Source organism: Kribbella rubisoli, from assembly GCF_004217145.1.
Lineage (GTDB): Bacteria > Actinomycetota > Actinomycetes > Propionibacteriales > Kribbellaceae > Kribbella > Kribbella rubisoli.
The window spans coordinates 284,814-308,657 of record NZ_SHKR01000011.1; the positions used below are offsets into that span (position 1 = coordinate 284,814).

Consider the following 23,844-nt stretch of genomic DNA (forward strand, 5'->3'; position numbering starts at 1 on the left):
AGACTGGCGGGGTGCTTCTTGGGAATGCGGTTGAGGTCTTAGAAGGCTGGAGTGCGCCCGACGCGGAGCAAGAGGAGCTGCGGGCGCATTACCTGCGGCATCTCGCGGCGCATGCAGACGGGATGTGGCGGAGCTGTCGGCCGGAGCATGTGACGGCTAGTGCGCTGCTGGTTGACGGTGCGGGGAAGAACACGCTGCTGACGTTGCACAAGACAGTCGGGCGGTGGCTTCAGCTCGGCGGACATTGCGAGCCCGGCGACACGACGTTGCCGGGTGCGGCGCTGCGGGAGGCGGCGGAGGAGTCCGGGCTGTCGGGGCTCACGATTGGGCGGGAGCCGCTGCAGCTTTCGCGGCATTTGCTTCTTGGTGGCGGGTGCGCGGGGGCTTATCACCTCGACGTGCAGTTCCTCGTGACCGCGACGGCCGGCACGGAGTACGTCGTGAGCGAGGAATCGCATGATCTTGCGTGGTTCCCGCTCGATGGGCTCCCCGTGGACACGGATATCTCCGTGCAGGAGCTCGCGGCCCGAGCGCGGCACCAACTTTCGCGCGCCTGACGGTCTTTCGCGCGCCTGACGGTTCGGAGCACTGCGGCCGGCCGGCAGAACTGTGGGCCGACCCGAATGGCCGGCCCACCTCCCCACAGCAGGACATCAACATTCCCCAGCCCTGCTACCCCTCGCCCCACACCCCGTAATCCCCGCTGATACTGCGTTCCTGCGTCCCCGTTGGTGCTGCGTCCGTGCTTGTCCTTCGTTCCCTGCTTGTCCTGCGATCCCCGTTGTACTGCGGTTCCGTCGGTGCTGCGCCCCGTTCGCAACGCCCCCGTTGTTCTGCGTCGCTGCGATCCCCCGTGATCCCCCCGGATCACCGTGCCCCCGAACCCCCCATTGCTACAGCTGTTCCCCGGGTTCCCCGGGCCCTGCGAATCCCCCCGTTGGCCCAGCAGGTCCCCGTGATCCCCCGGCCTTGCCAATCCCCCGTTGGTACAGCTGTTTCCGTGATCCCCCGGCCTTGCCGATCCCTCGGTGGTACGGCCGTTCCCGTGAGCCCCCCGGCCCCGTGGGTGCAGCTGTTCCCCCGTGATTTGTCCTGCTGTGTTCGTCCCCCGTGCGATCCCCGTCGTACTGCTGCGCCCGCCGCCGAAGCTGGCCGCATCCCCCCGGGTGCGGCCGGCAGTGGGCTGATGTCGGGTGCCGCCCCTGAACGGCATCGGCTATCAGCTGGACTTCCCCCGAAGTCCCCCGCCGCATGATGAAACGAGCCGCGAGCAAGAAGGTGACGGGTCAGACATGAAGAAGTTTCGAAAACTCACGACTTCGGCTCGATCAGCCCGCGCTGGAGGGCCGTCATGATCGCCTGAGCCCGGTTCGACACCTCAAGCTTCTCGTACAGACGTTCGACGTACGTCTTCGCCGTGGACACGCTCACCGACAGCGCAACCGCGATCGCCCGGACCGACAGCCCCTGCCCGAGCAACTCGAGCACCTGCGATTCACGCGGACTCAGCAGCGCCTGCGCCGACGACTGATCGCGGCGAGCCATCGCAGGCCCGAGCCCGGTCGCCGTGAAGGAGGTCGGCGCTACGGCAGCGTGCCGGATCGCCGCCAGAATCTCCTCCGTCGGCGCAGTCCTCGCGACGAACGCGGACACTCCCGACTCGAGGGCCTCGAACAGCACGCTGTCCTGCCCTTCCGGCGCCAGCAGGACGATTCCGAGCTCGGCGTACCGGTTGCGGAGTTCGCGGGCGATCCGCAGACCGTCCTGGTCGGGCGGTGTTACATCGAGTACGACGACGTTCGCGCGGGTCGACAGCACTATGCCGACCGCGTCGGCGCGCTGGCCGGTGTCGCCGACGATCTCCAGATCCGGTTCATGGTCCACCAGACCGGTCAGGCCATAGCGGACCAATGTGTGATCGTCGATTACGACGACCCTGACGAAATCATGCATGGCTCCCCCCGCGGACCAAACTACGCAGCGTGACGCAGTTGCGATAGGGACTGTCGTCTCTACCGCCTGAAGATCTGGTCGCACCAGATACAACCCCATCAGCCCGGCCGCCACCATCCGAGCACCGTGACCGCGCGCCGACCCGCGACAGGCGAGGACGGATCGGCGTCGACGAGCCCGATCCTGGCCTGCAGCGCCGGGCGGCCACTGGCCGGGCAGACCAGACCACCAGGGCAGATGTACGCCGTGAGTTGCACCCCGAACGTGAAGGCGGGCGAATCAACGGGCAAGTCGATCGCCACACCGGACAAAGCCCCAACGGCAGTGAGACGCAACGCGCGAACCACCGCACCGGCTCCCACTACCGGCGTCCCCGGACCAACGCTGAGATCAAGCACAGCGGCGGGCGTGTACACCGTGCCCAACACCAACAGTCGGCCCGAGACCATCGCGCAAGCGCTTGTATTACTGGGATATGGCCCCTCGACCACACACCCGTCAGCAGCGCGCAGAGCAGGCGGCGTGTAGCTGAGCTCCAACCGCACCGCATCGATGTCCTCGGTGTCACCCTTGACCGGTAGCCCCGCAGTGAGAGCCAAGCTCGCCCCGGTGAACGTCCCCGCATAGACGGCCTGCGCCAACGATCCAGTGCGACTGGTGTCAAGCGGCACGGTCTCGGTCTGGTACGACGTTCCGCCCGCGGCCCCGGTCATCGACGCGGTCAACGGCGTACCTGAGCCGACATCGAGCGACACGTCGAGCTTGTCCGTCGACGTGACGTCGCTGTGCCGATGGGTGATCTTCAACGCGGCGGACCGTAGCACCGAGCCGGCCGGAATCGGAGCAGGCGGAGCGAAGCCGTTGATCGTGACCGGGGCGGTGTCGTTGGCCACCGTGCTCTTCCAGGTGGCCGCGACGCCGTCGGCCGTGGACAGACGGGACGGCGTCGCGGTCAGCCCGAACTTGCTCACCAGCGAGACCGCGGTCGGCTTCAACGCGCTCGCCCCGCTCGAGTCGACCGAAGACTCGGCCCCGCTGGTGAGTCCTCGGAGGGCGATCGGCGGCTTCGTGGCGGAGTAGCTGCCACAGAGCTCCGCCTTGCCCGATTTCACGTCCAGCCGGCTGTCGCCGCCGAAGATGAACTGCACACCGGCGGTCGCACCGTCGAGCGGACTGGCACACGAACTGCCCGACAGCGTGCCGCCGACCAGGTTGCCGCCGTCGACCGTCCAGACGTTGTCCCCGCTGTCGAGCAAGGGGTTCGACTCGTTGTGGAAGTCGAAGTAGTAGATGCCCGGCTTGAACCACCAGGTGCTCCCGTGGCACGGGCTGTCGCTCTTCATCATCGCGCTCAGCCCGACCGCGTCGTCGTAGTAGCCAGGCAGAAACGCGACGACCGAGCCCGGCGTCGTACACGCGGGCAAGGCTCGCAACGGAGGCACACTGGTCAGCGGAGATCGGTACGCCGGATCGTCGCCACCGGGGAGCGCAGACAGGTTGCACAGCGGATTCCCCAGCAGCTCGCCCGAGCAGCCTCCCCGCGCAGACAGTGCACCGGCGCTCAGCTTTCCAGCAGCCACGGCGACGGACGAATGGGATACGACCTTGCCGCGGATCTGCAGGGTGGAGCCCGCCGGCTGTTGGACCGTCAGACCGTCCTCGCCGGGTATCTGCCCGAGAGTGAGCAGCGCGTTGTCCGGCCGATTGCACTCGCTCGCGTCCTGGCAGTGGACCACTACCTGCTTCGGATCCGGCTTGCACGTCACCGCGGCGGAGTCGAGCCCGTTGAAGAGGATGAGCGAAAGCGTGTCGGACAGTCCGAAGCATCGCTGCCCCGAGTTCCCGTTGTACCCGCTGTTGCGCAGGTTGTTGATCGCAGCCTCCATCGCGCCATCAGCCGCGTACGACGCCTCGGTCTGATCGCGGAGACTCGCAGACACCCGTTCCGCGGTGTCGGTCCGGGACAGCAGAGCCGAGAGCGCCAGCCCGATCACGGTGATCACCACAAGGACCAGTAGCAACGAGGACCCACGTTCGTCCCGGCGCCTCACGACTGTCTCCGCAGACCGCTCAGTGCGACCTCGTAGTCGCCGGTGGACGGCCTGGACATCAGCAGTCGCAAAGTGATGCCCTCTGGAAGCTCAGCAGAGTCACACGCAGTCGAGCAGGTGACCGTAAGGCTGCCCGACTTCACATTCGACGCAATCCGTCGATCAGAAGACGGTGTCGTACTCGGACCCAGGCAACGCGCCCGGTGCAGCTCCCCGGCCTCATTCACGTAGTACGCGACGACCGCCGTACGCCGGACTGCCGGCGTGACCGAGGTGTCCCAGTAATCCGACAGCAGCCGAACCGCGGCAGCCGGCAACGGACCGCAGACCACCCCGCCGGCCGAGTCGACGGCGTCGAGCTGCACCGATGGTGAGAACGGCAGCGATCCGTCCAGAGCGACAGCTCCGTAGTCGCGCAGGCCAACCGCCGCGACATCGCGGGCGAAGTACGTCGCGCCGAGCTGGGCATCTTGCGCCATGTCCAACCGGTCCGACGTCGCACTCATCTGGTGCAGCGCGTTGACCACGAGATCAGCCAGGCCGACCGTGACGACCCCCATCAGGGTCATCGTGATCAGCAGCTCGATCAGCGTGAAGCCTTGCTCGGTACGTCTCAGCCGCACGGCGGATCCCCGAGCCGGCACGGCTTCCGCAGTACGACGTCCAGCGTCTCGGCAGCACGCCCGTCCGTACTCGCCACTGACACCCGCAACCGCTGCAGACCGCGATCCGGCAGGCAGAGCGGCAACCACAGCACACCGGTCCAGTACTGCACCGATCCGCTCACCACTCGAGCCGTGAACCCGGCCGGCGGAGTGAAGCCCGGTACGGCGTACGACGAAGCGCACGGGACGTAGTGGCCGTCAGCGACGTACTGCTGCAGCGCTTCGGCGTAGTTGCGTACCGTCGTCACTGCGGTCGCCTGTTTGCGCTGGGTGTCCGACATCAGCACGGTCGTCGTCAGACCCGCCATCACTGCGACGACCGCGACGCCCATCAGGGCGATCGCGACGACCAGTTCCAGCAGGCTCTCCCCGCGTTCCCGCATCAGCCCTGCACCTGCCGGAAGATCCCGTACATCGCGGATACCAGCGCGATCGCGACGAAGCCGACCACACCGCCCATCAGCACGATCACCGCCGGCTCGAACAGGCCGATCAGCTTCTTCAGCTTGTAGTCCAGCTCACCCTCGTAGTACTGCGCGGTGACCTCGAGCTGGGCGTCCATCGTCCCGGTGTCCTCACCGACCCGGATCATCTGGGCCGCCGTGGCCGGGAACAGCTTGGTGGCCGCGAGCGGCCGGGCCAGCCCCTCGCCCTGCAGCATCGCCTCCATCACACCCGCAAGCGACCGGCGATAGACGCGGTTCGGCAGTGAGCCGGTCGCGACGCGCAGCGCCTGGGGCAGTTGGACGCCCGCACTGACCATGGACGAGAGGATCCGGCAGAAACGCTCGACCAGAGCGAACTGGACGGTCGGCCCGATCACCGGCACCGCGAGGACCAGGCGGTCCCGCAGGTAGCGGCCGGGTGTCGTGCTCAACACATAGACGAGCAGGAGCGTGAGTACCCCCAAGCCGATCATCAGTGCCCACCACCAGCCGGTGAGGAAGTTCGTGATCGCGAGCAGGATCCGGGTCGGCAAGGGCAACCGGGCTCCGAGGCTGTCGAAGAACGCCTGGAACCGCGGCAGCACGAAGCCGGCGAGGACGACCAGCGTCACGACGGACATCGCCGCGACGACCGCCGGATAGATGGTGGCCTGCTTGATCCGCCGGCGAGCTTCGAGATCACGTTCCAGGTAGCGGGCGAGCTGGCCGAGCGCGGTGTCGAGACGGCCGCTCAGCTCGGCCGAGCGGAGGATGCCGCGGTAGAACTCGGGGAAGATCCGCGGATGCCGGTCGAAGCAGTCCGACAACCGCTCGCCATCGCGGAGGCCGTCCTCGACCTCGAGCATCATCCGGCGTACCGACGAGTTCTCCGCCTCGCGGCCCAGGCTGTGAACCGACTCGGTCAGCGGCAGCCCTGCACCCACGAACGCGCCGAGCTGCCGGGTCAGGTGCATCACCTCTTCCCGCTTCACCCGTCGGGCGGTGATCTCCAGCTGGAGCAGGCCGGGCTTCTCGGACAGCCGGATGTTCCGCAGCTCCCGCTCGTACAGGGCCAGCTCGGCCTCCTCCCGGCTCTCGGCCCGCGTCGTACCGCGCTTGGTACTCCCGTCGGGCTTGGCCGCGACGTACGCATATCTGGTCATCGCATCCCCACCGTGTAGATCGACCGGAGCACCTCGGCGACCGTGGTGACCCCTGTCTGCGCCAGCCGGGCGCCCTCCTCGTGCAGCGTCCGCATGCCCTCGTAGCAGGCGACCTTGCGGATCTCGGCCAGCGGTGCGCGATCGACGATCAGCTCGCGGATCGGATCGGTCACCGGCAGCAGCTCGTACACACCGGTCCGTTCGAGGTAGCCGGTGTGCGCGCAGAAGTTGCACCCCGCGCCGCGGATCAAGCCGCCGACCGGGGCCTCGGCGCCGGTACTGCGCAGGAACGCCAGCTCCGCGGCCGGTGGCTCGTAGTACTCGCGGCAGTTCTCGCAGACCTTGCGGATCAGCCGCTGTGAGATCACCGCGCTCACCGACGACGCGACGAGGAAGTTCTCGATTCCCATGTCCAGCAGGCGATGCAGAGCTGTCGCGGTGTCGGTGGCGTGTACCGACGAAAGCACCAGATGCCCGGTCAGGGCGGACTGTACGGCGATGCGCGCGGTCTCCGCGTCCCGGATCTCACCGACCAGGATGACGTCGGGGTCCTGCCGCAGGATCGACCGCAGCCCGGTGGCGAACGTGATCCCGGCCGCCTCGTTGATCTGGATCTGGTTGATCGAGGCGTAGCTGTACTCGACCGGGTCCTCGATCGTCATGATGTTGCGCTCGGGGCTGTCGATCTCGCCGAGCGACCCGTAGAGCGTCGTGGTCTTGCCGCTCCCGGTCGGCCCCGCACAGATGACCATCCCGTACGGCGTGCGCAGCAACGCGGCGTACCGCTCCGCCAGCTCGGGAGGCATCCCGAGCTGCTCGAGCCGGAACAGCGGCCGGCTCTTGTCGAGAAGCCGCAGGACGACCTTCTCGCCGCCGACGACGGCTGCGGTCGAGACCCGGATGTCAACGTCGCGGCCCTCGACCTGCATCCGGATCTGGCCGTCCTGGGAGCGGCGTCGCTCGACGATGTTCAGGTCGGCCAGCACCTTGATCCGGCTGACCACCGCAGGCCCGATCGCGCCGGGCAGGTCGAGCTGGTCGCGCAGCGCCCCGTCCACCCGGAACCGCACCCGGACCCGGTCGTCGTGCGGCTCGATGTGGATGTCGGAGGCCCGGTCGCGCAGGCCCTGGGTGATGACCAGCTGGACGACCTGGACGACGGGCGCGTCCTCCTTCACGACGAGTTCGTCGGACTCAGGCGCCGTACCGCGGGCCTGGAACTGCTTGAGTGGCTCATCGATGCCGGCCAGCGCACGGAAGCTGTTGTCGATCGCGCGGACGATGTCGGGACCCGCCGCGAGAGCGAGCCGAACCGGCCGGCCGAGCGCTTCCTGGACCTGCAGCCCCCGCGCCGGGTCGGCGAGTACGACGAGCACCTCGCCCTCACGGATCGCCAGCGGTAGCGCCGTCAGCCGTCGGGCCGTCTGCTCGTCGATCAGCGCGGTCGCACCAGCCTGCGGGGTGACGGTCCACAGGTCCACCAGCGGAATGCCGTGCCGCTCGGCCACCTGCGCTGCCCGGCGCCGTTCCGCTGGAAGATCGACGGACACCGGCTGCTTCCCCTCCCCACGGTGCCTCACGCCTGCACCGCCCCGGAGCGCATCCTCGGCCGGAGCTCGATCTCGTTCGGATGGGAGGTGCGGGAGTAGGCATCCTCCGGCCGGATCTCGCCGGCGACGATCAGCTCCGAGAGGGACTGCTCGAGCGTGATCATGCCTTCGCGCCGACCGGTGACCAGGGCGTTGCGCAACTGGTGCGTCTTGCCTTCCTGGATCAGGTTGCGGATCCCGGCGTTCGCGACCATCACCTCGAACGCCGCCACCAGTCCGCCGCCGACCCGCGGGATCAGCCGCTGATGTACGACGCCGCTGAGCGCCGCGGCCAGCTGAACCCGTACCTGCGACTGCTGCTCGGGCGGGAACACGTCGATGATCCGGGCCAGTGACTGGGCCGTGTCGTTCGTGTGCAGAGTCGCGAAGACCAGATGACCGGTCTCGGCGATGGTCAGAGCGAACCGGATCGACTCCAGATCTCTCATCTCACCGACCAGCAGTACGTCGGGGTCCTCACGCAGCGCAGCCCGCAAGGCATCAGGGAACGACGCCGTGTCGCTGCCGACCTCGCGCTGGTTCACCGCCGAACGGCGATGCTCGTGCACGTACTCGATCGGGTCCTCGATCGTGATGATGTGGCAGGCCCGATCGGTGTTGATCTGGTGGATGACCGAGGCCAGCGTGGTCGACTTGCCGGATCCGGTCGGCCCGGTGACCAGGACCAGGCCCTGATGCAGCCGGGCGAACGTTTCGACCACCGGCGGCAGCCCCAGCTCCGACATCGTCGGGATGCTGCGCGGGATGACGCGGAGCGCGAGTGCGGTGTCGCCGCGCTGGGTGAAGGCGTTCGCGCGGATCCGCGCGTTGTCCCGCCAGGAGAACGAGAAGTCGTGCTCGTACGTCGTCTGCCAGACGTTCGAGCGGTGTGGGTTGAGGATCTCCGCGAGCATCGCGTCGGTGTCCCGCCGGGTCAGCGGGGTCTTGTCCGCCGCCGGTCGCAGGACACCGTGGACACGCAACTGCGGCGCCATTCCGACCGTGAGGAGCAGGTCGGTGCCGCCGGCGTTCCAGAGTTCTTCGAGCAACAGATCCACCCGGCTGCCAGGCACGGGAATTCTCATGACGCCCCTTCGGCATGATCGTCTGACCGGAAACGACGCGCCGCGGACGGGCCGGTCCTCCTCCGACCGGTCCGTCCTCGCGGTGCGGGGTTACGTGCAGGCGCCGGCCGCGGTGACCAGACCGTTGACGCCGAGGGTGATGGTGTAGCCGTCGCCGACCGGACGGCTGCGCAGCAGCTGGTTGACGCCGACGGTGAGCTCCAGCCAGCCCGGGTCACCGGCGGGTGGGTAGGTGCCGTTCTTCGCGTAGTACGCCTCGACGGCGACCTCCACGCTCTTCTTGTCGGTCTTGCAGGCGGCCGCGTTACCGCGGTCCTGGATACCGGAGACCGCGAAGACGACGACCCCGGACAGCACGCCCAGGATGACGATCACGACGAGCAGTTCGATCAGGGTGAAGCCGGACTGGTTTCTGGTGCGGGTCCGAGCCGTGCGGTTGCGGGCACGCCGGACTGTTCGGGCGGCAAAGGCCCGAAGCGGGTAATTCATGCTGCTTTCCTTTACAGATGCTCCGGCAAGCGACGGAGACGGGGTCTTCCAGGCGCGGCAGCCGCGAACGAAGACTCAGCTCGACCCCTGTAAATCCAGCCGGATCCGCCTCACACATCCCCCCGGATGATGCTTGCTGCCGCGTCAAAGACTCGCCTCTGCAAGCCCCGCGTCACAGCGGGTGAACGCCCGACGTCCCTGGCCACCCGACCGACAGCTGTCGGTCGTTCTACCGACAAGCCTCAGGAATGGCGCAACAGTGACCTGGTCGCGTCCCAGCCCTCCAGACCGGGATCCAGCCGCGCGATGTCAGCGGCCGATCGCAGTCGATGCCAGCCAGGGCCGATCGCCACCGCGTGGCGGCGGGGTTTGCGCGCTTCCAGGACCGACAGTTCCGTGTCGAACGTCGGCGCGACCTCGGCAACCCAGTCCGCGACCGGCGTCTTGGTCCCGATCGCCGCCAGGGTGCCGTCCTCGGCTGGAGTGACAGCGATGTCGGCAGTGCTGAGGGCGCGGAAGAGCTTGCCGATCAGCAGGCCTGGCAGGTCCGGTACGTCGTGCGACACCGCAACGACCGCGGCGGCCGGACCGGCCAGCTCCACCGCATGCAGGACGGGCCGATCGGGGTCCACGGCGTACGTCGGTGTGCCCGGCCAGGTCAGCGCGCGGACCTCGGCGACTGCCTCCTCGTCTCCGCCGGCGACCGCGACCGCTACCTCGACGCGATCCAGGCCGGCGAGTACTTCGTAGGTATCCTCGGCCAACGCCAACCGCCACGCGTCAGGGTCCCGGCCGGGCGGCGCCCAGGTCCCCGCAGCCGGTACGACGACAACGACAACGCGCCGGTCGCCGGTCATGCGGTGGTGCTCACGTTGTCGTAGCAGGAGCGGGCTGCGTTCACCTGGGGCATGTGGTCTTCGGCCCAGGTCTTGATGGAGGCGATGAGCGGCATCAGCGTTTCGCCGAGCGACGTGAGTTCGTAGTCGACGCGGACCGGCACGGATGGCGTGACCGAGCGGGTCAGTAGGCCGTCGCGTTCGAGGGATCGGAGGGTCTGGGTCAGCATCTTCTGGCTGACGCCGGCGATGCGGCGGGACAGATCGGAGTACCGCTGTGGGCCGTCGGCGAGGGCGGTGAGGATGAGCGTCACCCACTTGTCGCTGATGCGGTCCAGGAGCTGCCGGGCCGGGCAGGTCGCCAGGAACGCGTCGTACTCGCGGGCTGCCTCTTCGCGGAGCTGGGCGGCGGTGCGGGTGGGCATGGCTCTCCTCGTCGTACGGTAGGCACCCTGGAGTGCGTACTTCCCGATAGAGAGTAACTCTCCCACAGTGATTGGGAACCCAATCCTCAAGGAGAGAACGATATGCGCGCACTAGTCGCCCGCCGCCTCGACGGGCCGGACGCGATCGAGCTGATCGAGACCGCCGTACCCGAGCCCGCCGAGGGCCAGCTCCGCATCAAGGTGGCAGCCGCAGCAGTCAACCCGGTGGACCTCGCAGTCAGCGCAGGTCTGGCAGTGGAGTTCGGACTGACCGCAGCGCGCGAGCAATTCGGGCTCGGCTGGGACCTCGCAGGCACTGTGGATGCGGTTGGGCCCAACACCGAGGCGCCGGCACAGGCCGTCGTCGGTGTGGCGGATCTGCTGGGCCGGAGCCTCAAGACACACGCGGAGTACGTCGTGCTGGACGTCGACGCAGTGGTCCGCGCACCGGAAGGCGTGAACCTCGCGAACGCGGCAACGTTCGGACTCAACGGCCTGACCGCGCTGCAGGCCGTCAACACGCTGCAGGGACAGACCGTGCTCGTCACCGGAGCCGCTGGCGGCGTCGGTGGGTACGCCGTCGAGCTGGCCAAGCACCGCGGGCTGACAGTGATCGCCAGTGCCGGACCCGCTGACGAAGAGCTGGTACGGCGCCTCGGCGCGGACCACTTCGTCGACCGGAACGAGGACCTGGCTGCAGCGGTACGGCGGATCGTGCCGGCAGGTGTGGACGGCGTAGTCGACGCGGCCGTGGTCGGAATCGGCGCACAAGAGGCCGTCCGCAACGGTGGTCGCCATCTACATCTGCAACCAGGGCCGCGACCGCCCCACCTCCGGGGCATCACTGTGGACCAACTGTTCATCCACACCAACCGACCGGACCTGGAAGAACTCGTGCGCCTGGTCGAGGCCGGTGTCCTCTCGACGCGGATCGCCGATACCTACGGCCTGGAGGACGCAGCGATTGCCTACAAACGCCTCGCTGCGGGAGGTGTGCGCGGCCGGGTGGTCCTACTGCCCTAGGCCAAGTGCGGAGTGGAGGCGCAGCGCCACCTGAATGTCCAGCGAGTGGTCCGGAGCCAGCCAGCCGTCGCCGAGCAGAGCCGTGACGCGGTCCAGGCGTTGCTGGACGGTGTTGGGGTGGATATGCAGAGACGTGGCAGCTCGGGTAGGGCTCTGGCCGGCGGCGAAGTAGGCCTGGAGGGTGCCGATCAGATCGGTACCGCGTTGCGTGTCGTAGTCAATGACCTTGCCGAGCACATGGTGCACGTGGCTGCGAACGTCGACGTCGGAAGCACCGACCAGACCAGCAACGCCTAAGTCGTCAGGTGTGGCCGACTCGCTGGTGCGGCCTAGCCGGAGCATGGTGGCAACCAGCCGGGCAGCCTGGCGGTGGGCTTCAACGAGAGGCTCACCCCAGGCTGCAGGACCCGTCACGGCGATGGTGACGCCAGCACGCTTCGCCACCTCCGCCAGATCGCGTGCCGCGCTACCAGGAATCGTACGAGCGAACAGCAGCACCAGATCCCCGCCGTACGGACCCGACAGCACGAGTCTGTCCTCCAGCGGTGCAGAGAGTCGCGCGCGTACGGCGGTGTGGTCGCCGCGGCAGACTGCGATGACTAGGCGGTCGTGGCGATGGTTCGGTGCGAGCAGCCGGAGTCGATCGGTCAGTGTGCGTGGATCGGCGCTCCCACTCAGCACGTCGGCCAGCAGGTCGGCCTGTGCGCGTTGGGATTGCTCAGCGGACTGCCGCCGGAAGAGCAGGACCAGTGCGGTGACAACAGCAGCGCGTTCGACGATGCGCCGGTCCGCGGCGGACAGGTCGTCGGCGCCTCCGATGACGAGCGCACCGAGCCGTTCGCCCTTCGCGGTCGCCGCGACGACCCAGCAGTCTCCGATGCGAGTCAGGCGACCGGACTCGGACTCCTGCCAGGGCACTGATTCAGGCACTGCTCCGGCGACCGCAAGTTCGTTGCCAGCGGCATCGAACAGTACGACCCACACGTCGAGTAGCTCGGCCAATGCGGCGGCGATGGCGTCCACATCGCCGCCGGACAACACGATGTCGGCGAAACGGTCATGCGCGGCGGCAGCGTGTTCGACACCGGCGTGCGCGGCAGACAGTTGGTCCAGCGCAGCAGCTGTCTCCGCGGCCGCACGTACTTGGACGATCGTCACCGCCGCCAGCATGGCGAGTGAACCGAGCAGCGACACCTCGTCGCGACTGAAAGGCCGCGCTGTCCGGTTGGACGCGAACAGCACGCCGACGAACGCTCCGTCGACGATCAGCGGCGTACCGCAGATCGCCACGAGCCCCTCCTCGCCGACCGCATCGTCGATCGGCATGGTGTGGCGGAAGCGTCGGTCGGACGGGTAGTCCGCGGTCCAGTACGGCCTGTACGTCTCCGCGACCAGTCCGCCGAGTCCAGCACCCAGAGGCAGTCGCAGTTGCTGGAATGCAGCCGAGACGGAGCCGTCGGTGGCACGCATGTACGTGTCGCCACGCGCCTCGTCGTACAGCGTCAAGTATGCGACGTCCGTGCCGATCAGCGTGCGGGCGCGGTGGACGATGGTGTCGAGTACGCCGCCTGGATCGCGCGCCGACGCCAACTCGCGCGCGACGTCGACCAGTGCGGACAGCTCGGCCTCACGCTTCTTGCTGGCGTCCATACCGGCCCGGATGCGCAGGGCGAGGTCGCGTGCCACCGCGTCCTCGCCCGCCGCCCGGGCCAGCTCGCCCCCGGGCGCATCCTCGGCCAGTAGCCGCAGAAGCTCCTCCATGGTTCTACAGAGTAGTGAGATCGCGCCGGTGTGTTTCGGAGTACGACGTCACCGCGATCACCGAGATCACCGCACACGCTGCGACGTACACAGCGATCGCATAGCCCGAGTCGTACGCCTTCAGCAGCGCTACCGCGATGAACGGCGCCAGACCGCCCGCGATGATCGACGCGAGCTGGTAGCCGACCGAGACACCGGAGTACCGCACCCGCGTGCCGAACAGCTCGGTGAAGAAGGACGCCTGCGGTCCGTACATCGCACCGTGGAAGATCAGCCCGACAGTCACGGCCAGTGTCGCCAGTGCGAAGTTGCGAGTGTTGATCAGCGCAATGAAGACGAACACCCAGACACCCACGCCAACAGCACCGATCAGATAGACGGGCCGGCGACCGATGCGGTCCGACAGCGCACCCCACGCCGGGATCGCGAAGAAGTGGATGGCAGCACCGATGAGAACTGCGTTCAGAGCGAACGACTTGCCCATCCCCAGCTGCTCCTTCGCGTACGTCGCGATGACGATCGTGAAGATGTAGTAGCTGACGTTCTCCGCCATCCGCGCACCCATCGCAGTCAGCACCTCACGCGGGTACCGCGTGATCACCTCGAGCACCGGCAGCTTGTCCGCCGGCTCCTGCTTGGCCCGGGCCTCCTGGAACACCGGTGACTCCTCGATCCGCAGCCGTACCCAGAGCCCGACCAGCACGAGTACTGCGGACAGCAGGAACGGAATGCGCCAGCCCCACGCGTTGAAGTCGGCGTCCGACTGGAACGCAGCCAGCCCTGCCAGTACGCCGTTCGCGATCAACTGCCCAGCCGGCGCACCAGCCTGCGGCCACGACGCCCAGAAACCGCGACGAGCCGGGTCACCGTGCTCGGACACGATCAGTACGGCGCCACCCCACTCGCCGCCGAGCGCGAACCCCTGGATGAGCCGCAGCACCGTCAGCAAGATCGGTGCGAGCGCACCGACTTGTGCGTACGTCGGAAGCAGGCCGATGGCGAAGGTAGCGAGCCCCATCATCAACAGCGAAAGCACCAGCAACTGCTTGCGTCCCAGCCGGTCGCCGAAGTGCCCGAACACCACACCGCCGATCGGCCGCGCGAAGAAGCCGACTGCGAACGTGGCGAAGCTCAGCAACGTCCCGCTGAGCTCCTCGCCCTTCGGGAAGAACAGGTCGCCGAACACCACCGATGCGGCGACGCCGTACAGGAAGAAGTCGTACCACTCGACCGTCGTACCGACGAGACTCGCGCCTACCACCCGGACGATCGAGGTACGGGTGCGGACCGGTTCTGTAGCTGTCATGGGCGGGCTCCTGTAGTAGCTAGTGGGCGGTCCAGCCGCCGTCGAGTACGAACGAGCTCCCCGTGATGGAGGCGGAGGCCGGGCCGCACAGCATGGCCACCAGCTCCGCCACTTCGGCCGGTTCGATCAGCCGCTTCACCGCGACCGGCTCGAGCAGGACCTTGTCCAGCACCTCCGCCTCGGACAGGCCGTGCGTCGCGGCCTGGTCAGCCAGCTGTGCAGTGACCAGCGGCGTACGGACATAGGCCGGGTTGACGCAGTTGCTGGTCACGCCATGAGCCGCGCCTTCCAGCGCGACGACCTTGCTGAGGCCCTCCAGCCCGTGCTTCGCCGAGACGTACGCCGCCTTGAACGGACTGGCCCGGAGACCGTGGACCGAGCTGATGTTCACCACACGGCCCCAGCCGGCGCCGTACATGTGTGGAAGCGTCTGCCGGATCAGGCGGAACGGCGCCTCGAGCATGAGCCGGATGATGTAGCTGAACCGCTCCGGCGGGAACTGCTCGACCGGTGCGACCTGCTGTACGCCGGCGTTGTTCACCAGGATGTCGATGTCGGTCGGCAGGTCGGACAGCCGGTCAAGGTCGGACAGGTCGGCCAGAATCGTCTCGACGCCGTCCAGCGCCTCCAGACCGGCCTGGTCGAAGTCCACGGCGATCACGTGGACGCCGTCCGCGGCCAGGCGTTGGGCGCAGGCGGCGCCGATGCCTGACGCGGCACCGGTGACGAGGGCTCGACGGGTCTCCATGGCCGATGACTGTAGAAATCCGGGCCTGCGCACACTATGGGATGGGCCCACACAACCTGCGGGCTCTGTATGGCGCGACACGCCACTTATCCACAACCGTGCCTATCAAACCTGCGGCTGCCGATAGCTGGACCTATTGTTGAAACATGGTCGATATCGAACACCCGAAGAAGAAGGCCGCCGGCGTCCCCGCGGTGCTCTCGTCGTTCAAGTTCGGTTTCCGGGAGATGGGTCCCGCGCGGACCGGCAAGGTGTTCCTGAAGATGAACCAGGACGGCGGGTTCGACTGCCCGTCCTGCGCCTGGCCGGACCCTGACCACAAACGCAAGCACGCGGCCGAGTTCTGCGAGAACGGCGCGAAGGCGGTGGCCTGGGAGGCGACGCGCAAACGGGTGCCGCGGGAGTTCTTCGCCGAGCACCCGGTCGAGGCGATGAACGAGATCTCGGAGTTCGACCTCGGCAAGCTCGGCCGGATCACCGAGCCGATGCTGCTGCGGGCCGGCGCGACCAACTACGAGCCGGTCGGCTGGGACGAGGCGTTCCAGGTCGTCGCGCGACACCTGAAGGCCCTCGTCGACCCCGACGACGCCGTCTTCTACACCTCCGGCCGGACCAGCAACGAGGCCGCGTTCCTCTACCAGCTCTTCGTCCGCGCCTACGGCACCAACAACCTGCCCGACTGCTCGAACATGTGCCACGAATCTTCCGGTACGGCGCTGTCGCGGGTCATCGGCAGCGGCAAGGGTGCCGTCACGCTGGAGATGCTCGAAGAGGCCGAGCTGATCGTCGTCGTCGGCCAGAACCCTGGCACCAACGCACCGCGGATGCTCAGCCACCTGGAGATCGCCAAGCGCAACGGCGGCGACATCGTCGCGGTCAACCCGCTGCCCGAGCCCGGCCTGATGAACTTCAAGAACCCGCAGACCGCGCGCGGCTGGATCGGCAAGGGCACGAAGCTCGCCGACCAGCACCTGCAGATCCGGATCGGCGGCGACCAGGCGCTGTTCCTTGCCATCGGCCACCTTCTGCTCGAGGCCGAGGCGACCAACCCCGGCACCGTTCTCGACAAGTCCTTCATCGACTCGCACACCAGTGGATTCGAGCTCTACGCCAAGCACAACACCGAGATCGACTGGCCGGCGGTCGAGCAGGCGACCGGGCTGCGGCGCCCCGAGATCGAGGAGCTCACCCAGCGGTTCATCAAGTCCAAGGCCACGGTGATCTGCTGGGCGATGGGCCTCACGCAGCACCGCGAGGCCGTCGCGACGATCAGCGAGATCGTCAACGTCCTTCTCCTGCAGGGCAACATCGGCAAGCCGGGCGCCGGCCCGTGCCCGGTGCGCGGCCACTCGAACGTGCAGGGCGACCGCAGCATGGGCATCTGGGAGAAGATGCCGGAGACGTTCCTGGACAAGCTCGACTCCGAGTTCTCCTTCACCTCGCCGCGGGAGCACGGCATCGACGCGGCGGAGACGGTGAAGCGGCTGCGGGACGGCGCCGTCCGTGTGTTCTTCGCGATGGGCGGGAACTTCGCGTCCGCGACGCCGGACACCGAGGTCGTGCATCGCGGCCTGCGTGAGTGCGATCTGACCGTGCACGTGTCGACGAAGCTCAACCGGTCGCACACGATCACCGGCCGCGAGGCGCTGATCCTGCCGACCCTCGGGCGGACCGACCACGACCACACCGCGGCGGGTCCGCAATCCGTCACGGTCGAGGACTCGCAAGGCGCCGTACACCTCTCGACCGGGAACCTGATTCCGCCCGGTCCGGAGATGAAGTCGGAGATCGGCATCATCTGCGGGCTGGCGCAAGCCGTGGTGCCATCAGTAGGCGAGATCCCTTGGGCCGACTTCGCGGACGACTACAGCCTGGTCCGGCAGCGGATCGGGCGGGTGGCCGACGGGTACGAGAACTTCGAGGACCGCTTGCGGGCGAACGGCGGTGGGTTCCTGCTGGCGCATGCGGCGCGGGACAAGCGCGAGTTCAAGACGTCCGACGCGCGGGCGCAGTTCACCGCCAACGACCTGGTCTGGTTGCCGACGGAGCCTGGTCGGCTGCTGCTGCAGACGCTCCGCAGTCATGACCAGTTCAACACCACGATCTACGGCCTCGAGGACCGCTACCGCGGCGTCCACGGGACGCGCGAGGTCGTCTTCGTGAACCCGGACGACCTGGCCGAGCTCGGTCTCGAGGACGGCGCATACGTCGACATCGTCAGCGAGTTCCGAGGCGTCGAACGGCGCGCCTCGCGATTCCGGCTGGTGTCCTACCCGACGGCTCGCGGTTGCGTGGCGGCTTACTACCCCGAGACCAACGTGCTGATGTCGGCCGACGACGTCGCCAAGGGCAGCAACACGCCCGTCGCGAAGGGCCTCACCGTCAGGCTGGAGCCAGTCGCTTCCTGAACCACGGCTGGAGTACTGCGAGCGCGACCGCAACAGCTGCGCTTGTCAGCCAGAGCCCTGTCGGGCCGGAGTTCTCGAGTAGTTGGGTGACTGTGAGCGGGGCGATCGTGGTCGCGATCCCCCAGCTCAGTCCGAAGACGGCCAGGTACCGGCCGCGGGCCTGATCAGGCGCCAGGCCGGAAGCTTGCGTGAGGTAGCGGGTCAGGAGGAACAGGTCGCCGAGGCTCCAGAGGATCGCGGCGATCACGAAGACGGCCAGCGTTCCTGCGACTGCGCAGACGACCAAGCCGGCGGCGAGAAGCACGTAGCCGATGGTGATGGATTGGAAGTCGTCGAGGTGCTGCACGCGGAGCAGGCGTTGCGCGGCGATCAGGGTGATCGCAGAGATGGCCAGGATGATTCCGATGCCGGACTTCGGCAGACCTTGCTCAAGCAGCGTTAGTGGCAGTCCGATGATGATCTGCATGTAGATCGTTGCGAAGATCGTGCCACCGGCCAGGAGCAGGAGCAGTCGGCGATCGCGCCATACCGACACCGTCGCAGCAGGCGCTTCCTCTGCATGCTGCACGTCGGTTCGAAGGACAAGCGCGACCAGAGCGGCGCAGGACAGGCAGGTGATCGCGTCGGCGACGAAGAGCCAGCGGAGATCCCAGTGGCTGAGCGCGGCGGCGAGGAGACCGGCCAGCACACCTGCGGCTGCCAGTGCGGCGCTGTAGAGACCGTAGGCGGCGGGACGACCAGCAGGCTCAGTGACGTCGGCGATCATCGCCTGGCTCGGCGGCTCGTAGATCTCGAACGCGAGGCCGAGCAGGATCGTGGCGAGCACCGCCGACCACAACGTGTGGCTCAACGCGATCCACAGCTGGGCGATCGCACAGCCGGTCAGACCGAGGACGATCGTCCGGCGCCGGCCGAGTCGGTCGGCCAGTTGGCCACCCAGCAGCCGGGACGGGATCGTCGCAGCGCCGAACACCGCGAGGATCAGGCCGGTCTCACCGAGCGAAGCACCGAACTCGACCGTGAGCACCACGCCGAGGAACGGCAGCGTGAACGCACCGATCCGGTTCACCGCGCGGGCGACGACCAGGATCCAGACAGTCCGGGACAGCCCACGCCAGGGTCCGGTCAGCGTGGCAACAGCGCTCATGACGACTCCATGACTATCTAAACGGATATGATCGGTCACGCGAGAGCCTATGGAGAGGACCCATGACCGGTCAAGTGTCTTTTGATAGTCACGCGCGGAGCGTGCTGGCCGCGTCGGTCGAGTACGTGAACCGGCTGACCCCCGGGTACTCCGGCGGCGTCGCGTACGCCGCGCCCGCCGACGACCCCGAAGCAATCACCGAAGCCGTAGCCCAGGCCCTGACAGCGATCGGGCATCCCCCGAAATCGGTGCCGGTGAACGACGCACGCCGGCTCAAGCAGTTGGCTGGACGGATGCGAATGGTGTTCGAGGCCGCCGCAGCCGACGACCTGGACACCGCCGCGACGGAGATCAACGCACTCCTCGTGGACACCAACGCCCGTCCGCAACTCGATCGCGGCCGGGATCGCCCGTGGAGCCTGCACTTCCACGGCCCGGACGAGCAGCTCGCCAACGGGTGGGCGGCCGGCTGCGCCGCCGGTCTAGCTCTCGCCGTCGGTAGCGACCTCGCCGGCCGGCTAGGCGTCTGCGCGGCACCGCAGTGCGACCGCGTCTTCGTCGACGTCTCGAAGAACGGTCAACGCCGCTTCTGCTCACCCCAATGCCAGAGCCGCGTCAAAGCGGCCGCCCACCGCGCCCGCCAGGCGGCTACCGAATAAGGACCGGCTTGGCCGGATCCTCGTTGTCGACCACGAGCTGCGCACGATCGGCGGGATGAATCTCCTCGACGTACCTGCGCTCGCCCGGGATGTACCTGTTCAGATAGCGCTGCTCAGCTGCCGCGGCCGACTCCATCCACGCCTGGTCGCGGGCAGTTCCTCGCCGCAGGACGGTGTCGAAGCCGACGTACACGTAGATCCGGAAGTCCCAGTAGTCGTCGAGCTCAGGTCGTTGCAAGAACGCGCCATCTGCAACCAACACCGCGTCCGGCGCGGCGGTCCGCACAGGTGAGTCGAGGACAGAGCGCGCGGAGGTGTCGCGTATCCCGACGACATAACCCCGGTCACCATCCGGCCCGAGCGGCGCCAGCAACCGGTCGCGAATCGCGTCGTTGTCGTACATCTCGAAGTAGTAGCTCTCCGGCGAATCGATCGGGTACGACGTCCGCAGCTCCGGCGCCCGCTTGAAGTAGTCGATACCGGCCCGGATCACCTCACGATCGCTCCGCGCCCGCAGTACGTCGGCCAACTCGTCGGCGAGCGTCGTCTTGCCGGCCGCCGAGCATCCGTCGATCGCAACCCGCACCGGATGTGATCGCTGGACCGCGAGTACGTCGGACGCCAATTCCCCCAGGACCTCAGCTCGGTCTGCCACGGTCAGCATCCTCCAGCACAACGGCGCCCCACCCGAATGGATTTCGGGTGGGGCGCCGAGCTGTCGTCAGCCGACGGGAGTCAGCTCGCGGTCCTCCTCCGGGGCGGGTGGGGTGGAGGCGTGCTTGGCGGACTTCGGGCGGAGCCACTTCGGGGCCCACCAGTTGGCGTCGCCGAGCAGGATCATCACGCTCGGCAGGACGACCGCGCGGATGATCGTCGCGTCGATCAGGATCGCGACGGCCAGTCCGACTCCGAGCTGCTTCATGTCCAGCGTGCTCAGCGTCGCGAAGACCGCGAACACCCCGATCATCACCGCCGCGGCACTGGTCACCACGCCGGCCGAACCGGTGATGCCCTCGGCGACAGCCTGCCTGGTCGGCACGCCCCGCAGCACGGCCTCACGGATCCGGCTGACGACGAACACGTGGTAGTCCATCGACAGACCGAACAGCACCACGAAGAGGAACAGTGGCAGCCAACTGACGACCGCGCCGTTCGACCGGAAGTGCAGCAGCCCTTCGGCCCAGGTGTTCTGGAAGACCGCGGTGACGACGCCGTACGCCGCTCCCGCGCTCAGCAGGTTGAGCCCGATCGCCGTGACCGCGACGACCACCGAGCGGAACGTCACCATCATCACGATCATCGTCAGCAGCAGGACGAACCCGATCACCAGCGGCAGCTTGTCCCGCGTGTGCGCCGCATAGTCGACGTCCGCGGCGACGAACCCGCCGACGGCGTACTCAACACCCGGCACCTTGCCGACCGTCTCCGGCATCAACTCCTTGCGCAGCTTGGTCAGCGAGTCCCGAGCCTGCTGGCTACCGCCCTCGTACGGCGTGGCGACCTCGAGCGTCGTGACTGTGCCGTCCTTGGAAACCCGCGGCTCCTCGAGACCGTCCGACGCGAACAGCTTGTCGTCCTTCGTGCGCTGCATCAGGTCGGCCAGCGCAGCCTTGACGGCAGGCGCCTCGTTGGCCGGCGCCCGTACGGCGACCTCGTGGCTCGTGCCCGTGCTCGGGAACGCCGCGGTCAGCCGGTCGTACGCCTTCATCACCGACGTCGTCCGGGGCAGGTCCTCGGTCCCCGGGAACTTCAGCTGCATCCCCAGCGCCGGCGAAGCAACCGCGAGCAACGCGGTCACGGCGACAAGCAGCGTGGCGATCGGGTGCTTCAGCGCCGGCTTCAGCACGGTCGGCCAGAACCGCGGCTGACCCTTCGATGCCGTCAGGCGCCACACGAACGGGATCCGCGGCCGATCGACCCACCGGCCGAGCTTCGCCAGTACGGCGGGGAGCACGGTGAGCGAACCGACGACGGCAACCGCGACGACGAGGATCGAACCGACCGCGAAGGACGAGAAGACCGCATCGCGAGCAAGGAACAGACCCGCCATCGAGATGATGACCGCCGTACCCGAGACGACGACCGCGTGTCCCGAGGTCGCTGCGGCGATCTCGACCGCGTCGACGTGGCCGCGGCCCTTGGCGCGCTCCTCGCGTTCACGGCGGAGGTAGAACAGCGAGTAGTCGACGCCGACCGCCATACCGATCAGCAGGATGACGCTGTTGACCGCGTCGACCGCGGGTACGAGCTGTGATGCTGCGGCCGCCAGGCCGATCGCTGCGGCTACTGCGGACAGCGCCAGCAGCAACGGCACCGAAGCGGCGATCAGTGCGCCGAACGCGATCAAGAGGATCGCCAGCGTCACCGGCAGGCTGAACATCTCCGCCCGCTTGAAGTCCTTGCCCAGCGTCTCGTTGAGCGCCTTGTCGATGGACAGTCCACCGACCTCTTCGATCCGGAGGTCCGGATACTGCTTCTGCACCTGGGCGGTGGTGTCGAGCAGCGGCTGAACCCGGCCGTCGCCGTCACCGTCCTTGAGGGTGACCCTGACGATCACCGCGTCCTTGTTCGGCGACGGCATCGGCTGCGCGACTTCCGCGACCCCACCGAGGGCGCGCATGCGCTGGATGACGACGCCGGCGGCCTTGTTCGCCGCGGTTTGGTCGAGCTGTCCGGACGGCGCCGTGATCAGCACGCTCTCCACGTCCGGGTCGTCGAAGTTGCCGGACTTGACGATGTTGTCCGCCCTGGTCACCTCACCGATGTCGCCCTCGTTCTTCGACTCCTTCGTGCCGGTCATCGAGCCGAGCGCGAAACAGGCGGCCACGACGACCACCCACATCGCGATCGCCCGCCACGGATGGGTCGCGCTCCAGCGCGCCGCCCGTACCGTGATCTGTCCCCTGGCCATGCTTCCCTGCCCCTCTGCGCCCCCTCGGGCACCCCACCCAGCGCTCCTGGCGTGACGCTGGCTACGGGCAAAAGCCTGACTGGCCGGGGCAGGCCGCGGCCATGGAGGAAGCCACCCAGTCGACCCTGGGGCTAGCCCTACCCCACCCTTTCCCGTACGCCCTACGGGCCGGGGTGATCGACGTCAGAAGTCCTCGAAGTTGAGCGAGGAGGCGGCCGAAACGCCCTCCAGATACCCCTCGGCGCGCTCGGCCTTCGGGTACCGGTGGACGAGGTCCCAGAAGGTGGCGTTGTGGGTCGGCTCGATCAGATGAGCGAGCTCGTGGACCAGCACGTAATCGACGACCCAGGCGGGCATCGACTGCAATCTGGTCGACAAACGGATCGATTTGTCCGCCGGAGTGCAGGATCCCCACCGTCTGTTTTGGTTCGAAACCCACCTCACAGACGCAGGTTCGGGCACTTCTGGGAGGTGGCGACACGCGAGTTCGTGTGCTCTGGCCAACAATTTTTCGTCCGACACGCGCGATCGGCTGCGCTGCTTCTCGAGTCGCGCCAGCATGGTCTCGACCCAGCGCGCCTCCTCGGCGGCGGACAGCCGGTCGGGCATCAGTACGACCACCCGCTCACCGTCGCGGTACGCGCTGACCGTGCGCTTGCGGCGCTTGCTGCGCCGGATATCCACATACGGCGGGATCGGGCGCGGTGGGGAGTCGGCCATGGCTCAAAAATGTACCCCCCGAATCCGACAACTTTCTTCGGTCCACATCCTGTGCATCGGCGTTTCCGCAGGTCAGACGCCAGATCTTGAACCCGCCGACCCGCGTTGTTCACATCCTGTTCCCCCGCCCGTCCACAGCATCGAGCGGCGCGCCCCACAGGTTGCGCACAGAGTTATCCACAGGGGTGGACAACGCGGGCTTGCCTGCACGGCCGTCGCCTCTTAGCGTCATCTGCAACAGGCTCCCGGACCGCCTCCGGGGCCGCTCGGAGGGGAAGCCGAGCCGCTCCGGAGGCGGATCACCGGGAGCCTGTTCCGTGCCGGCGAAAGTTTCGGTAAGGGCTTTCCCCCCGGGATTCAGGCGGCGCGCTGACCGTGAGGTGCGCTTGAGCCTGCGCCAGGAGGCCGTAGGGTGAATCCCGACTGGGCCGCACGGCCTACGGCAGGACGGTCTGCCGTTCAGCATCCAACGACTGCCCG

Annotated in this window: 21 protein-coding genes; 4 read left to right on the plus strand and 17 right to left on the minus strand. The window is 67.8% G+C overall.

Annotation, left to right across the window (positions count from 1 at the left end; translation table 11 throughout):
• Positions 1–11 precede the first annotated feature (11 nt).
• Positions 12–557 carry an NUDIX hydrolase gene (locus tag EV645_RS03960; protein WP_130439832.1) on the plus strand — a complete coding sequence of 182 codons (546 nt, stop codon included), beginning with the start codon at positions 12–14 and terminating at the stop codon, positions 555–557.
• A 754-nt stretch (positions 558–1,311) separates the two neighbouring features.
• Here the strand turns inward: EV645_RS03960 and EV645_RS03965 are convergent.
• From EV645_RS03965 to EV645_RS04010, 10 genes are all read right to left on the minus strand, one after another.
• Positions 1,312–1,953, minus strand: a complete 642-nt coding sequence (locus tag EV645_RS03965) for a response regulator transcription factor (RefSeq protein WP_130439834.1) — start codon at positions 1,951–1,953, stop codon at positions 1,312–1,314.
• Between the two features lie 98 nt (positions 1,954–2,051).
• Positions 2,052–4,004 (minus strand): hypothetical protein, encoded by a 1,953-nt coding sequence (locus tag EV645_RS03970; protein ID WP_130439836.1) that lies wholly within the window; start codon positions 4,002–4,004, stop codon positions 2,052–2,054.
• A complete protein-coding gene (locus EV645_RS03975; protein ID WP_242000194.1) occupies positions 4,001–4,627 on the minus strand; it encodes a PulJ/GspJ family protein in 627 nt (208 codons plus the stop codon). The genes EV645_RS03970 and EV645_RS03975 overlap by 4 nt, the downstream gene beginning before the upstream one ends.
• Complete coding sequence (locus EV645_RS03980; protein WP_130439838.1) at positions 4,618–5,052, minus strand: type II secretion system protein; 435 nt, start codon at positions 5,050–5,052, stop codon at positions 4,618–4,620. The genes EV645_RS03975 and EV645_RS03980 overlap by 10 nt, the downstream gene beginning before the upstream one ends.
• The gene (locus tag EV645_RS03985) at positions 5,052–6,257 is read right to left on the minus strand and encodes a type II secretion system F family protein (RefSeq protein WP_130439840.1); all 1,206 of its coding nucleotides are present in this window, start codon (positions 6,255–6,257) and stop codon (positions 5,052–5,054) included. Before EV645_RS03985 ends, EV645_RS03980 begins: the two co-directional genes overlap by 1 nt.
• Positions 6,254–7,837, minus strand: a complete 1,584-nt coding sequence (locus EV645_RS03990; protein WP_198681456.1) for a GspE/PulE family protein — start codon at positions 7,835–7,837, stop codon at positions 6,254–6,256. Before EV645_RS03990 ends, EV645_RS03985 begins: the two co-directional genes overlap by 4 nt.
• Positions 7,834–8,931 (minus strand): type IV pilus twitching motility protein PilT, encoded by a 1,098-nt coding sequence (locus tag EV645_RS03995; RefSeq protein WP_130439842.1) that lies wholly within the window; start codon positions 8,929–8,931, stop codon positions 7,834–7,836. Before EV645_RS03995 ends, EV645_RS03990 begins: the two co-directional genes overlap by 4 nt.
• 90 nt (positions 8,932–9,021) lie before the next feature.
• Complete coding sequence (locus EV645_RS04000; protein ID WP_130439844.1) at positions 9,022–9,420, minus strand: type II secretion system protein; 399 nt, start codon at positions 9,418–9,420, stop codon at positions 9,022–9,024.
• A 242-nt stretch (positions 9,421–9,662) separates the two neighbouring features.
• The gene (locus EV645_RS04005; RefSeq protein WP_130439846.1) at positions 9,663–10,277 is read right to left on the minus strand and encodes a DUF2064 domain-containing protein; all 615 of its coding nucleotides are present in this window, start codon (positions 10,275–10,277) and stop codon (positions 9,663–9,665) included.
• A complete protein-coding gene (locus EV645_RS04010) occupies positions 10,274–10,681 on the minus strand; it encodes a winged helix-turn-helix transcriptional regulator (protein ID WP_130439848.1) in 408 nt (135 codons plus the stop codon). The genes EV645_RS04005 and EV645_RS04010 overlap by 4 nt, the downstream gene beginning before the upstream one ends.
• 102 nt (positions 10,682–10,783) lie before the next feature.
• Between EV645_RS04010 and EV645_RS04015 the strand changes: the two genes are divergently transcribed.
• The gene (locus EV645_RS04015; RefSeq protein WP_130439850.1) at positions 10,784–11,704 is read left to right on the plus strand and encodes an NADP-dependent oxidoreductase; all 921 of its coding nucleotides are present in this window, start codon (positions 10,784–10,786) and stop codon (positions 11,702–11,704) included.
• On the opposite strand, the gene EV645_RS04020 is transcribed toward EV645_RS04015, so the two are convergent.
• From EV645_RS04020 to EV645_RS04030, 3 genes are read right to left on the minus strand one after another with little or no spacing between them, the layout of a single operon-like run.
• Positions 11,693–13,465: a helix-turn-helix domain-containing protein gene (locus tag EV645_RS04020; RefSeq protein WP_130439852.1), complete on the minus strand. Its 1,773-nt coding sequence runs from the start codon at positions 13,463–13,465 to the stop codon at positions 11,693–11,695. The genes EV645_RS04015 and EV645_RS04020 overlap by 12 nt on opposite strands.
• Before the next feature lie 4 nt (positions 13,466–13,469).
• Positions 13,470–14,771 (minus strand): MFS transporter, encoded by a 1,302-nt coding sequence (locus EV645_RS04025; protein ID WP_130439854.1) that lies wholly within the window; start codon positions 14,769–14,771, stop codon positions 13,470–13,472.
• A 19-nt stretch (positions 14,772–14,790) separates the two neighbouring features.
• Positions 14,791–15,519 (minus strand): 3-hydroxybutyrate dehydrogenase, encoded by a 729-nt coding sequence (locus tag EV645_RS04030; protein WP_130439856.1) that lies wholly within the window; start codon positions 15,517–15,519, stop codon positions 14,791–14,793.
• 146 nt (positions 15,520–15,665) lie between these two features.
• Here EV645_RS04030 and EV645_RS04035 point away from each other — a divergent pair, with 146 nt between their 5' ends.
• A complete protein-coding gene (locus EV645_RS04035; protein ID WP_130439858.1) occupies positions 15,666–17,927 on the plus strand; it encodes an FdhF/YdeP family oxidoreductase in 2,262 nt (753 codons plus the stop codon).
• Here EV645_RS04035 and EV645_RS04040 read toward each other — a convergent pair.
• On the minus strand, positions 17,902–19,074 hold the full coding sequence (locus EV645_RS04040) for an MFS transporter (protein ID WP_130439860.1): 1,173 nt from the start codon (positions 19,072–19,074) through the stop codon (positions 17,902–17,904). The two genes, EV645_RS04035 and EV645_RS04040, sit on opposite strands and share 26 nt — an antisense overlap.
• Before the next feature lie 62 nt (positions 19,075–19,136).
• Here EV645_RS04040 and EV645_RS04045 point away from each other — a divergent pair, with 62 nt between their 5' ends.
• Complete coding sequence (locus EV645_RS04045; RefSeq protein WP_130439862.1) at positions 19,137–19,733, plus strand: CGNR zinc finger domain-containing protein; 597 nt, start codon at positions 19,137–19,139, stop codon at positions 19,731–19,733.
• Here EV645_RS04045 and EV645_RS04050 read toward each other — a convergent pair.
• From EV645_RS04050 to EV645_RS04060, 3 genes are all read right to left on the minus strand, one after another.
• Positions 19,723–20,388 carry a nucleoside/nucleotide kinase family protein gene (locus EV645_RS04050; RefSeq protein ID WP_198681457.1) on the minus strand — a complete coding sequence of 222 codons (666 nt, stop codon included), beginning with the start codon at positions 20,386–20,388 and terminating at the stop codon, positions 19,723–19,725. The two genes, EV645_RS04045 and EV645_RS04050, sit on opposite strands and share 11 nt — an antisense overlap.
• Before the next feature lie 66 nt (positions 20,389–20,454).
• Positions 20,455–22,644, minus strand: a complete 2,190-nt coding sequence (locus EV645_RS04055; RefSeq protein WP_130439866.1) for an MMPL family transporter — start codon at positions 22,642–22,644, stop codon at positions 20,455–20,457.
• Positions 22,645–22,827: 183 nt separating this feature from the next.
• Entirely contained in the window at positions 22,828–23,364 is a 537-nt protein-coding gene (locus EV645_RS04060) for a M48 family metallopeptidase (RefSeq protein ID WP_130439868.1), read from the minus strand.
• Positions 23,365–23,844: the final 480 nt, after the last annotated feature.